At 58.6% G+C, this 12,570-nt stretch carries 12 protein-coding genes; 10 read left to right on the top strand and 2 right to left on the bottom strand.

The genetic code is table 11. The features are described 5' to 3' along the window. Positions 1–11: 11 nt before the first annotated feature. Complete coding sequence (locus G7Y54_RS06535; protein WP_165078490.1) at positions 12–254, bottom strand: hypothetical protein; 243 nt, start codon at positions 252–254, stop codon at positions 12–14. A 486-nt stretch (positions 255–740) separates the two neighbouring features. Then, positions 741–1,196, bottom strand: a complete 456-nt coding sequence (locus tag G7Y54_RS06530) for a helix-turn-helix transcriptional regulator (protein ID WP_165078489.1) — start codon at positions 1,194–1,196, stop codon at positions 741–743. Positions 1,197–1,585: 389 nt separating this feature from the next. Here G7Y54_RS06530 and G7Y54_RS06525 point away from each other — a divergent pair, with 389 nt between their 5' ends. The 10 genes from G7Y54_RS06525 to G7Y54_RS06480 are packed head-to-tail and all read left to right on the top strand — an operon-like array spanning position 1,586 to position 12,483. Continuing rightward, on the top strand, positions 1,586–4,525 hold the full coding sequence (locus tag G7Y54_RS06525) for a glycosyltransferase (RefSeq protein WP_165078488.1): 2,940 nt from the start codon (positions 1,586–1,588) through the stop codon (positions 4,523–4,525). Then, positions 4,513–4,923 carry an FdtA/QdtA family cupin domain-containing protein gene (locus G7Y54_RS06520; protein WP_165078487.1) on the top strand — a complete coding sequence of 137 codons (411 nt, stop codon included), beginning with the start codon at positions 4,513–4,515 and terminating at the stop codon, positions 4,921–4,923. The genes G7Y54_RS06525 and G7Y54_RS06520 overlap by 13 nt, the downstream gene beginning before the upstream one ends. Further along, positions 4,904–5,335: an acyltransferase gene (locus G7Y54_RS12750; protein ID WP_206214918.1), complete on the top strand. Its 432-nt coding sequence runs from the start codon at positions 4,904–4,906 to the stop codon at positions 5,333–5,335. Before G7Y54_RS06520 ends, G7Y54_RS12750 begins: the two co-directional genes overlap by 20 nt. Beyond that, a complete protein-coding gene (locus G7Y54_RS06510) occupies positions 5,335–6,507 on the top strand; it encodes a DegT/DnrJ/EryC1/StrS family aminotransferase (protein ID WP_165078485.1) in 1,173 nt (390 codons plus the stop codon). The genes G7Y54_RS12750 and G7Y54_RS06510 overlap by 1 nt, the downstream gene beginning before the upstream one ends. Beyond that, on the top strand, positions 6,491–7,438 hold the full coding sequence (locus tag G7Y54_RS06505) for a glycosyltransferase (RefSeq protein WP_165078484.1): 948 nt from the start codon (positions 6,491–6,493) through the stop codon (positions 7,436–7,438). Before G7Y54_RS06510 ends, G7Y54_RS06505 begins: the two co-directional genes overlap by 17 nt. Continuing rightward, a complete protein-coding gene (locus G7Y54_RS06500) occupies positions 7,410–7,973 on the top strand; it encodes a hypothetical protein (protein WP_165078483.1) in 564 nt (187 codons plus the stop codon). Before G7Y54_RS06505 ends, G7Y54_RS06500 begins: the two co-directional genes overlap by 29 nt. A gap of 13 nt (positions 7,974–7,986) precedes the next feature. Further along, positions 7,987–9,252: a hypothetical protein gene (locus G7Y54_RS06495; RefSeq protein ID WP_165078482.1), complete on the top strand. Its 1,266-nt coding sequence runs from the start codon at positions 7,987–7,989 to the stop codon at positions 9,250–9,252. Further along, the gene (locus tag G7Y54_RS06490) at positions 9,234–9,656 is read left to right on the top strand and encodes an adenylyltransferase/cytidyltransferase family protein (protein ID WP_165078481.1); all 423 of its coding nucleotides are present in this window, start codon (positions 9,234–9,236) and stop codon (positions 9,654–9,656) included. Before G7Y54_RS06495 ends, G7Y54_RS06490 begins: the two co-directional genes overlap by 19 nt. Beyond that, positions 9,653–10,357, top strand: a complete 705-nt coding sequence (locus G7Y54_RS06485; protein WP_165078480.1) for a class I SAM-dependent methyltransferase — start codon at positions 9,653–9,655, stop codon at positions 10,355–10,357. The genes G7Y54_RS06490 and G7Y54_RS06485 overlap by 4 nt, the downstream gene beginning before the upstream one ends. Continuing rightward, positions 10,354–12,483, top strand: coding sequence for a glycosyltransferase family 2 protein (locus G7Y54_RS06480; protein ID WP_165078479.1), 2,130 nt, complete (start codon positions 10,354–10,356; stop codon positions 12,481–12,483). Before G7Y54_RS06485 ends, G7Y54_RS06480 begins: the two co-directional genes overlap by 4 nt. Positions 12,484–12,570 lie beyond the last annotated feature (87 nt).

The raw sequence follows: 12,570 nt of genomic DNA, 5'->3' as shown, positions 1-12,570 counted from the left end.
AAAAAGCTGATCTACCTCCCCAGTTCCATCTCGAAGGGATTTTCCCAAAAGCCGCCGCGCACCTCGGTGTCGTCGGAGCCCTCGCCGATACGGATGAACCGGAAATCCCCATCCGGCAGTTCCGCAATAAGCTTCTCGATGAAATCCACTTCCGGGAAATGCACCGGGGCGCCCGAGTACCACTTGAGGTAGTTCCCGTACCACCCCTCCCCCTCGCAAAAGTCGCAAAAAATTTGCGGGCTTGCGATAAACATCCGTACAATCTCCGACCCCTTATGGGAAATGCTTTTCCAGGATTGAAGCCTGGCGGCTTCTCGCCACACGAGACGCGAAATACACGGCTTCGTTTCCGGCTGCCGCGCATATCCGGGTCTCGCCATTTGGGCTGAAATCAAATGACGGCACTCTCTAAGGAGGCTGCGCGCCAAGAAACCCCGTCAGGTAGCTGGCAGAATGTCCGTTTCTTGGGCGCCAAGCCGGAAGCCTGGGCTGGAAGACCGCGCCAGCTGAGATTGACCCGCTCGCACTGGGAAAGCCTGCGGCCATTCTCCTTGGCTGCCCGGAAAACGGGAGGCATTGATGGAGGGTGGGAGGGCCCCGCCGGCGCAACCCGGCGGGCGCCAGATGAAGCTGGCAGGGGTATAGGGAGGTGTGGGGTGCGCGCGTCCTGAAAGGAAAGGATACACGCCTTATGCCGGGCCAGCATGAATGCCCCGCCCTTCCTCTTGAATCGCGATATTTTAATTTTTTTTGTTGAAGAGGAGCTCGTTCCAGCGCAAGGAGAGAGCATTAAAGAAATCACCTACGTCTGCACCTGTTGCCTTGACCAAGGCGAGGGCCGTCATGATTCCCGGGTCCTGCCGGCCACTCTCCACACCATTGATGTTTCGCAGATTGTAGCCCGCAGCCTTGGCCATTGCCGTTTGCGAAACAGCCGCCGCCACCCTTGCCTGGACCAGGAACAGGCCAAAGAGCGATTTTTGGCCCTCCTTCATCTGTGGCATCTCGTACGAAATCGTAACGTGGCCCATCGGCGACAGGCTGTGCGGCAAGCCGGGGAGGCATTCGTCCGCGAGCTTCTGCATGAAGGCCCCCGGTTCGGCCCCGATGGCGGCGAGCAGCCTCAAGGCCAGGTTGACCCCGGGCTGCTGTTCGCCCTTCTCGATGCGTTGCAGATTTCGGATATGGTAGCTCATTTTGAGCGCCAAGCCCCAGAGCGAAATATCCGCCGCCGTTCGCCATTCGCGAAAAAGCTTCCCGAAAAAGCACGTGGACGCCTGCATAATTTCAGGGTTGCCCAAAAAAAGGGCAACGCATACTGGTATATTGACCTACGGTGAATATTTCATATATGTTGCCTTGGGACTGTCCAAAAGGCGCTCCTTCAGGCTCGTGCCCAGGGCTGCGGTATCGGTGAAGATTTTATGGCGCTCGCCGGGAAAGCCCTGGCGCCACTCGGGAAGACGATGGGCGGGCAGAATTTTCTGTCCGCAACAGGAGAGCCCCTATAAACGCATGCGAACGTCAACCATCTTCCATATAGGAAAACCTGTCAGCTAACCATTCATTATAACTCCATATTTCTATGCGAAACCATGAATCCTCCCTCATTATCCCTGTATATAATAAATGGGAGCTGACGCGAAAATGCCTGAAAAGCATTGCCGAAAATACGGATTTATCCAAAATACAGGTTATCGTTGTAGATAACGCTTCCTCCGATGCCACAGCCAGGGGCTGCCCTTTTCTGGGCAAACAGCTTTTTGGTGATTCCTTCACCTATATTCGCAACGAGGCAAATCGCAATTTCGCAGGCGCGTGCAACCAGGGGGCCCACGCAGCCCGGGGCGAGTTCCTCATCTTCCTCAACAATGACACCGAAGTACAGGCGGGCTGGTACGAGCCCCTGATTGGCGACTTCACCACGTATCCCGACATCGCCGCCACGGGGCCGCTCCTGGTCTACCCCCAGGAAACGCCCCTCGGGCGCACGGTGCAGCATCTGGGGATCTTCATTTCCCCGGCGTACACACTGGGCCATCTTTACGAGGGCATCCCGGCCGCGAGCCCCCTGGCCCGCAAACGGCGTTTCTTCCAGGCTATCACCGGCGCCTGTCTCGTCGTCAGGAAATCCCTGTTTCAGGAGGCAGGCGCCTTTGACGAAGGTTTCATCAACGGCTTTGAAGACGTGGACCTGTGCGCGCGCCTGGGCCAGAAGGGCTACCGCATGACCGTCAACCCTGACGCCCTCGTCATCCATCACGAAAGCCAGACCCACGGGCGCCATGCGCATGAGGAGGAAAATTCCAGGCGTCTCGTGGGAAAAAGCCTGCTCCTGCTCACCCCCGACTGGCATCTTCTCACGCAGAATGACGGCCTGTTTCTCGATGTCACTGAATGGCTCACCTACTGCCCCATGCTGCCCGAAAGGACGGCCGCCAGGCTGGACGCACTGGCGAGGGAGGCCGGGCTTGCGCGGATAAAGGAACTGCTGGTCGGCTATCCCTTCTGGCAGGCCGGCTGGGAACGTGCCATCGCCCACGCGCCCACGCCCCGGGAGCAGGGCGGGCTTTTCGAGATGTACTTAAAATTGTTCCATACTCCGCGCACGGCCGCCGCGGCCTATGACCTCGGAAAACAGACCGGCAATGCCGGGCTGTGCAGCACGAGCGAGAGCATATTGCGCTCTTATGCAGACGACACTCCCGAGACCTTCCTGGAGCGCGCCCGGGGGTCCGCGGACTGGTGCCGCAAGCTGGGCCTCACCGAAATGTTGGAACGCCATGAGGCATGGATAAAGAATTACGAAAATTTCACCCGGGTTGAATATCCGCGTTTTGCGAAAAATCTTTTGCGAATCGCGGAAGATACCGGCCTCTCCCTGCCGCCCAACGATCCACGGGCCTATGCGCTCTGGGTCTTCGGCCGTGAACTGCCGGAACAGAAACTCGCCAGCCGGGAAAGGGCAGGGGGCGCCTTTTCCCTCCTGATGCCGGTATATGCCCCGAAGCCGGCCCACCTCCGCGCCGCCCTCGATTCCGTCCTTGCCCAGACACACCACGACTGGGAGCTGTGTATCGCCGACGATGCCTCCCCGGGCACGGAAACGGCGGCCATCATCCGCGAATACATGGAAAAGGACGCCCGCATCCGCGCCGTCTTCCGCGAGCGCAACGGCCGCATAGCCGCGGCCACCAATTCCGCGCTGGAAATGGCGGCACATCCGTGGGCCGTCCTCATGGACCAGGATGACCTGCTCACACCGGATGCCCTCGCCGTCATGGCCCGGGCCATCGAGGCCAACCAGGAGGGCATGCTCTTCTATTCCGACGAGGACAAAATCAACGACGCGGGCAGCCTTTTCAACCCCCATTTCAAGAACAGCGCCTGGGACTGGGAATTGCTCTCCGCGCAGAACTTCGTCTGCCACCTTGGCGTGTACAGGACGGACCGCCTGCGCGCCATCGGCGGCTTCCGGCCTGGGTTTGAGGGCGCCCAGGACCACGACATGCTGCTGCGCTATGTGACGGGCCTTGACGGGAGCCGGCTCGTCCATGTGCCGCATGTGCTCTACCACTGGCGCGCGCACGAGGGCAGCACGGCAGGAAGCATCAACGCCAAGGCCTATGCCCTCGACAATGCGCGCAAGGCCGTCCAGCAATGGCTTGACAGCACCTCCCCGGGCGCTCGCGCCGAAGACGCCCCTGTGGCGCAGTGGGTGCGGGTGCGCTATCCGGCACCGGCCGCAAGACCTTCTGCCAGCATTATCTGCGAGATCCCCTCGCGGGACTTCGACCTCGCCGCCCACGCCAGGGCGCTTGCAAAACAGGCCGGCTGGCCGCATGAGCTCATCTACACATGCGCGGCCGAAGACCGTGATTTCTGGGAAGCCACGCTGGAGGGGTTGCAGGCCGCGGGCCTTCCCGTCCTGCTCAGGGCTGCCGGGGCCCCCCACGCCATCAACGCGGCGGCGGACGCGGCCAGCGGCGAGATCCTGGGTTTCGTGACACCGCACGCCGTCGCCACAAGCCAGGACTGGCTTGAAGAAACCGTCTCCGCGCTCTGGCGCCCGGGCATCGGCGCGGTGGGGGGAAAGACCGTGCTCCGGGCCGCGCGCGCCATTGCGCATGCCGGTTACATGGCAGACGCCAGCGGGAGGATGGGCCCCCTGTTTGGCCTGGCAGGGGCCGAAGCCCTCGTGCATTTCGGGTGGAACTGGCTGCCAAGAACGGTGGACGCCCTCGACGGCCTGTTTCTCTTCACCCGCGCGGAAGATTTCAGGAATGCCGGGGGGCTGGATGTCTCCATGGGCTCCTGGGCCCTGCAGGACTATTGCCTGCGCCTCGGGCAGCGTGGCAGGCGCTCGGTCTGGTGGCCCTTTGCCACCCTGTTTGTCGCCGGCCCGCCGAAAAGCCTGATGAGCCGCGCCCCCGCCGCCTTTGCGGCACACTGGGATGGGCGGCTGCGCGCCTTCAACAAAAACCTGCGCATCGACGGCAAAGGCTTTTCGCTATGTACCGCCTAGAACATTTTGCCATCCATGGCGACCATGCGGGCAGCCTCGTCGCCCTGGAGAAGGGCCTTGATTTCAGTTTCGATATCAAGCGCATCTACTATATCTGGGGCACTGTCCGGGATGCCATTCGGGGGCGGCATGCGCACCGCAATCTCAAGCAGGTGATCATCTGCCTCGCGGGCAGCTGTGACTTTACGCTCGATGACGGGCGCGAGCGCGTCACCTACCATCTGGACAGCCCCTCCACTGGGCTCTATGTGGAAAATTTCGTCTGGCGTGAGTTCACGAATTTTTCGCAAGGCTGTATCGTCATGGTGCTCGCCTCAGAACACTATGACACGACCGACTATATCAGGAGCTATGAAGAATTTATGGAGTTGTGCAAAAGTGATTCACAATCTTTCTGATGTACAAACCACTGCCATTGGCGAAGATACTTGCGTCTGGCAGTTTTGCGTCATCCTCCCGGGGGCGCGCATCGGCGCGCGCTGCAATATCGCCAGCCACTGCTTCATTGAAAATGATGTGGTCATCGGCAATGGCGTGACGATAAAATGCGGGGTGCAGCTTTGGGACGGCACGCGCGTGGAGGATGACGTCTTCATCGGCCCCAACGCGACCTTTTGCAACGACAGGCACCCGAAATCGCGCAACCGCCACTGGACGCTGGAGGGCATCCATATCGGGCGCGGGGCCGCCATAGGGGCCAACGCGACCATCCTGCCGGGCGTGACCATCGGTGAAAACGCCGTCATCGGGGCGGCCAGCATCGTCACGAAGGATGTGCCCGCGGGCCTGACGGTGAAGGGGAAATACTGATGGTGCTCCATGGCGCCAAAAATGCGGGCTGCGATGTGGCGGGCGTCCAAGCGCACGGGGCGCAGCGTGCAGACCTTTCGGTGAAATATCTCGACCTGCGCAAAATCAACGAACGCATCCGCCACGACATCGCCGGGCGCCTGGACAGCATCCTCGACGACGGCCGCTATATCGGCGGCCCGTGGAACGAGCGCTTTTGCCGGAATTTCGCCGCTTACTGCGGCACAAGCTATGCCGTGGGCGTGGGCAACGGCCTTGACGCCCTGCGCATCCTGCTGCAGGCGTCCGGGCTCGGGGCGGGCGACGAAGTCCTGGTGCCGGCCAATACCTTCATCGCCACCATCCTGGCCATCAGCCAGGCAGGGTGCGTGCCCGTATTGGTCGAGCCGGACCCGGAAACCTTCAACATCGCCCCGGAAAACCTCGAGGCCGCCCTGACGCCGCGCACGAGGGCCATCATGGCCGTGCATCTCTATGGCCGCGCGGCGCCCATGGACGCCCTGCGGGACTTTGCCGTGAGCCACGGCCTGAAGCTCTTTGAGGATGCGGCGCAGGCCCACGGTGCCCTGCTGGCGGGGCGCCGCGCCGGCAACCTTTCCGACGCCGCCGGCTTTTCGTTCTATCCCGGCAAGAACCTCGGCTGCCTGGGCGATGGCGGCATGATCACGACCAATGACCCGCAGCTCGCCGAGGCCGCGGCAATGATCGCCAATTACGGCTCAAGGGAGAAATACGTCCACCAGCGCAAGGGCTGCAACTCGCGCCTTGATGACTTTCAGGCCGCGGTGCTGGACCGCAAACTGGAGGATCTTGACCGGGACAATGCCATCCGCCGCGAGATCGCGGGCCTCTATGCCGCCAGGATCACCAATCCGCTCGTGGCGCTGCCGGCGATGCCCACGAACGCCGAGGAGCATGTCTGGCATATCTATGCCGTGCGCGTTGCCGGGCGTGACGCATTCCGGCGGCACATGGAGCGCCTGGGGGTGGAGACCCTTGTGCACTATCCCACGCCTCCGCATCGCCAGCGGGCTTTCGCGGAGTTCGCGGGCCTCTCCCTGCCCGTCACGGAGGCCATCCACAGGGAGGTCGTTTCCCTGCCGCTCCATCCCGTCATGACGGAAGCCGAAATCGAAAAAGTCGTGGAGGCCGCCAATGCCTGGCAAGGATAAACTGCTCTCGGTGTGTTGCCTCGGCTACAGGCACGCGCCGTACATCCGGGACTGCATCACCTCCATCTGGCAGGACAGTTGGCCGCATATCGAAATCGTCGCCATGGATGACGGCTCCGGGGACGGCAGCGTTGAACTGCTCAAGGAGCTCCAGAGCCAAAGCCCCTGTCCTTTCCTCGTGCTTGAACAGGAAAATTCCGGAAACGTACCGGCGAACTTCAACCGGCTGCTCAAGGCCAGCCATGGGGAGTTTGTCCTGTTCACCTCCCTTGACGACATGCAGATACCCGGGGCTCTCGAGGCGCGGATGGAGCGCCTGCTCGAAGACGGGCATCGCGTGTTCGCCGCGCACACAAAGGCCTTTGCGCTCGGGGAGGACAAAAAGCTGAGGCCGGAGGAGACGCCCCTGGCGGGCAAGTCCCCGGATGCCGCAGGCCTGCTGGAGTTGGAACGCACCTTGTTCCATTCGTTCTACATTCAGGGGGCCGTGTTCCGCAGGAGCGCCGTTGAGGCGGTCAACGGCTTCAGCGAAACCATGATCGGCGACGACATCGTCCTGCGCACAAAGCTTCTCTTTCATATCCTTGCCCATCCGGGACTGACTTTTTCCCTGATCGACGAGCCCGGCTTCATCTACCGGCGCCACGCGGGCAATATTTCCAGAAATGTCATGCGCCAACTGGAGCTCGCCTTTCAGTATTGGGAGAGGTTCTGGCAGGGCAAGCCTTACCCCGCCATGATGAAGTGCTGGTTGCTGGAAGGGCTCAATGTGGTCCCCTACAAAGACATCCTGCGGGCCTTCACCTTGACGGGGCACGCATCGCGATTTCTTCTGGACACGGACATCCAGGAGGCGCTGCGTCTCAGCGCGGCCCGGTCCCTGCTCAACGGGGGTGAAACCCATGCCCATAGAGCTGCCGCCGCAATTTGACCCTGCCCATAGCCGCGGGATGACGCCCTGTCTCCCCCGGGCCGGCGCAATGTTGCAAGGGGAGCTTGAGCGGCATGGCAGGCACGCAGGCGCCCCGCAAAACGGCTGCCACCTGGCCGGCCTTGCGGAAGGGAAGATCGCGGACAGCTTCGGCCGTGTCTGTTCGGCCCACAATTTCGCGCATCAGGACAACTTCGGCCCACATCTTACCTCCATGGCGGAGATACTGGAGCCCGGTGGATATTTCCTGGCCGTTATCCCTGATAAAAACTTCACTTTCGACTCTTTCCGCCCGCTCACGACCTTGACCGGCACGCCCGCGACCCCGCCGCAAACGACGCACAGGCTGCGCACGGCCATGAGCTCCCGCGTTAACACGCACAACAATGCCGGCAGGCAGTGGTTGTGCCGGCATGGCCAATCAAAACTCGCAACGACGTATAGGACGCCCTTCCTGCGGAATACGTTTATGGCCTTTTCAAAAAAGCAGAATGCCTATCTTCCTCAGGGGAAAAGAATGTCCCACACGCTGTAAGGGGGCCCCTAGAATGGCACCGTGGTCAACCATCCACAAGAAGTATCATTACGCATTTCAGCGCCTGCAGGGAAAATATCGGCGGAAAGAGAAAATACGTGTGGGCTTCTCCGTTATTTTTGAGAGCATCTTCCCCCTGCAGCATGTTTTTGAGTTGATGCGCGAGAGCGAAATGTTTGAACCCTTCCTCATCGCCGTGCCCGACATCTCGCGGGGCACCGAGCAGCTGCTGACGGCATATATCCGCACCTGCGCCTCTCTGCAGGCCCAGTATCCGGGTGCCGAGCTGCTTCGTACCTACACCCCGCGCGATGCGTCTTTTATTCAAGACATCGTTTCAACCTGCGACATGTATTGCCCGTCCATCCCCTATGACGGGATGGTGCCACCGCCCTATCGGCATGGGCAGTTTTGGGCAAAGGGCGTGCCGGTTTTCTACACCCCCTACGGGCCATGCGTTTCCCGGGCATCCGAGGAATTTATCCGAAACACCCCTTTCTTCGCGAATTTTTGGCGATTTTACGCCCAGGCGAAAAGAGAAATGGATGCGTTGCCTTTGGCGAATATCCGTTTAAGCGGTTTTGCCAAGCTGGACAAAATGGCTGAAATTTCCAAAAAGCCGTCGCCGCGAAAAAAGATCATCATCGCCCCTCACCATACAATCTTTAAAAATCACAACAGCATCACGTATGGCCATTTCTTCCACTATGCGGAGTTGATAGCCCGGCTGCCCGCCCTCTTTCCGCACGCGGATTTCGTTTTCCGGCCTCATCCGCTCCTGGTGCAAAATCTCCATCGCCATTCCGCATGGGGGAGGAAAAAAACCACTGCCTGGCTTGACGCATTGAGACGGCACAGCAACGTGGAAATCCAGGAAGGCGGGGAATACCTGACCACTTTCGTTGAGTCGGACGCCCTGATCCATGACTGCGGCTCGTTCATTGCGGAATATCTTTTTACGGGAAATCCCTGCTGTTACATGTGGGATACGGAATCCGACGTTTTTGCGCAATTCAGCGAACTGGGAAAAGAATGTTTAGAAGCGCACTATATAGCTAAAAAGGAAGCGGGTATCCTAAATTTTATTGATACTGTACTCATGGAAGGCCGGGATGACCTTCTTGAGAAAAGAAGAAATATTGAGCAGAGATTGAAACATAATTATCCTCATTGTTCGCAATATATCGTCGATGATATAAAAAATGCAATAATCGATGCGCAGAGAACCTTCCCGATAATGATTAACGAAAGAGAGAGCGAATGCAGCCGCGAATATTGACCGTCGGCGTCTTCGACTATTTCCACTATGGTCATGTGCGCCTCTTTAATCAAATAAAAAGTCTCTATCCGCGTTCACATCTCATAGTTGCCGTGCAGGATGAGGACTCTATCCTCAAGTATAAGCCGGATGCGATCATTTTTTATTCCACCGAGGTCCGCTGTGAGCTGGTGCGCGCGTTGCGGCTGGTGGATGAGGTGATCACCTACAAAAATGTGGCCGACATTGTCCGCGAGGCGGATTTCGACATTTTCGCCGTGGGGGAGGATCAGGACCACCCCGGTTTCCGGCGGGCCATCGGGTATTGCCGCCGGCAGGGACGTGAAATCCTGCGGCTTTCCCGCACCCCGAACATCAGCTCCACCACGTTGAAAGAAAATTTTACCTGCAAGGGGGACGCATGATCGACTACACCAGCATCAGGGCGTTCTGGGAATCCCGGAGCCGGCGAGCCACAGAACGCCCCGAAAGCCTCGTTAATTTTGAGGAGGACGGGCTGCGCCTGAGAGAAAAGGTCGCGGGCGAAACCCGCGCTGTCATGCCCTTGCTCGAACTTGGTCCCGGCGTCAGGATACTTGACATGGGCGCCGGCTACGGCCAATGGGCGTTGCGTTTCGCGCCGTCAGCGAGAAGCGTGACAGCGGTGGATTACCAGCAGAATTTTCTGGAACGCGGTCGTGAGAGCGCCGAAAAAGCGCATCTGCACAACATCGAATTTGTCCAAAGTCCCGTGGAAGCCTATATCCCCGACAACACTTTCGACCGCATCTTCTTTTCCGGCATTTTTGTCCATCTTGCGGATGACCTCATCCGGCGTATGCTGGCCAATGTGCTGCCGGCCTTGCACGTGGACGGCCTTGTCATCCTGCGCGAGCCGACCAGCATCCTGCAGGACAGCTATATGCTGGATCGTATCTATTCCAAAGCCCTGGATTGCGAGTATTCCGCACTCTACAGGACCGCCTCCCAATTCAAAACTCTGTTCGCAGATTTTGGGCTGTCATGCCGCAAAGAAGGCCAGATTTTTCCCGAGGGTTCTTCCCAAAACAAGTTTCCCGAGACAAGGCTTCGTTATTATACTTTTGGAAAACGTGAAGAACGATGAAGCTTTCCATCATCCTCCCCTGCTATAACGTCGGCGAAACGCTCCGGCGTTGCCTGGATTCCATCCTGATGCAACGCATAAACTTCAGCTGCGAAATCATCGCCGTTGACGACGGCTCCACGGACGGGACGCCGGACATCCTGCGGGAGTATGCCGGCCGTGACGCGCGGCTCGTGGTGCTCACCAACGAAAGCAACCTCGGAAACGCCCTGGCATTCAAGAGAGGGGCCGAAGCTTCGCGGGGCAATTACCTCTGCGTGCTGGACGGCGATGACTACTACACCGTTCGCGACAAGCTCCAGCGCCAGGCGGATTTTCTGGACGGCGACACTGAAGGAAACTACGCGGCCGTCTCCCATAAATACCTGACCGTGCTCCCCGACGGGTGCATAGAGAGCGACCCCAGGCTTTTCGCCCCGGCGTGCGAGCACACCTATTTCGAGTTCCTCAAGCATAGTTTCTACTGCCACACGTCGACGATGATGTACCGCAACGTCTTCAAGAACCGGGAAATCCCCATTCTGCAGACGCAGCGCGGCGATACCATCAGAACGCTCATAGCAATGAACGCCACCTGCGGGCGCGTGAAAGTTCTTGATTTCGTGGGCTCTGTCTATACCTTGAACCCAAAGGGCATCTGGTCCTCGCTGGATGCAGAAGAAAAGAAAAAACTGGACATCGCCACATGGAAGTCGTGCCTGAGGCATGTGGAAAGCCAGCGGGAAAAAGCGATCATCGGCGAGGTGGTCAAGTGCCTTGAGCGGCAGCAGGCGGCAGCGGAGACAAAAAAAACGGCATGGCCGGTTCCGGCGCTGCTCGCCCACCTCGCCACTGGCTGGGCGAACATCCTTGCCTTCAGGGAGAGAGACCTGGCATTTCGCAAGCTCTATACGTCCGATTTTATCGACAGTTTTTGCGAATCCCTCGGGTTTATCACGAAAACCCGGCTGGAAATCGCGCCGGCAGCCAAGCCTGACGCGAAACATGTGGCGTTTGTCATATCTGCGTTGAACAAAACAGGGGGCGGGGTCTACCAGGAAATCCTCGAGCTTGTAACCATGCTCGGCGGCAGAAAGATTGCCCTTTTTCTTACCGACATGACGGGCATGGAGGAATTCACGGAAGCCATGAAGGAAGATTGGGGCGCCTTCCGTGATGTCACCTTCACCTTCTTAAAGAACATACCGGCCCCCTTGCCCGCCCTCATGGAGAGGATCGCTGCCTTCAATCCCGGAAAGATTTATTGGTATTGCGGACATAACAACACCTTGGCGGATGCGGCCCTTCAGGACTATGGCGCGAAAAATATCGTTCCTTTCTCGTTTGATCACGGGTTTTCGCTTGGGCTGTCCAATACCAACATTGATCTCTTCATCGCCAAAACGCCCAAGGACTACAAACTGCTTTCGGAAAGATTCGGCGACAGGGTCATCTACATCCCCTGCTGGAGTGTGGCCCCCAAAACGACAATCAACTACGCCCCCCTGGGCGGTCATGAAAAGCTGACCACAGCCACCGCCGCGGCCCGTTTTTACAAGTATGAGGGCGACATCCTCGGAAACTTCGTGCACTTTATCCTCTGCCTGCTCCAGGCCACAGGCGGAAAACATATCCATTACGGGCCGCTGCCGGAAGAAATCAGGCAGCGGCTTGCACGGGCCATGAAAAGGAACGGCGTAGCGGAGCACCGCTTTTGTCATGTGGAGTGGGCCAACAATCTCCCGGATTCCATGTTGTCCCGCGAGGTCGACCTTTTCATCTCGCCGTTCCCCATAAGCAGTATAAAGCTAAATTTACAATGCATGGCCGCCGGTATCCCGATGTTGGTCTATGCTGGTGGCCTGACAAGGATAGAGCAGAATGATTTTCTTTATCCCGAGGTCCTGAAATGGCGGACGCGAAAAGAATTTTTCGATATCGTCACGTCACTGACCCGGGAGAAACTGGCCGCGCTTTCGGCAACGGGAGTGCAGTATTTCAAAACACACAATGACCTCTCGGCGGCGTTGCCCTATGTTCTTTTTGACAGGTGCCGCGAGGCTGTACCCATCCCGCCTCCCTTTATTGACAACCATATCATTGATATAAATGAAGTGAGAGAGCTCATGGGGTTGAGCTCCCCATGAGCCGCATTCCCTAAAAAGATCCATCAAAACTATCGATTTGAAGCAGATTTTTCTGCCGGGCAGCTCTTCTTCAGTATCTGGAACATG

Origin of the sequence: Desulfovibrio sp. ZJ746, assembly GCF_011039155.1 — a bacterium.
Taxonomy (GTDB): Bacteria; Desulfobacterota; Desulfovibrionia; order Desulfovibrionales; family Desulfovibrionaceae; genus Desulfovibrio.
Note: the sequence above shows the minus strand (reverse complement) of the source record. Positions and strands in the feature narration are given on the sequence as shown.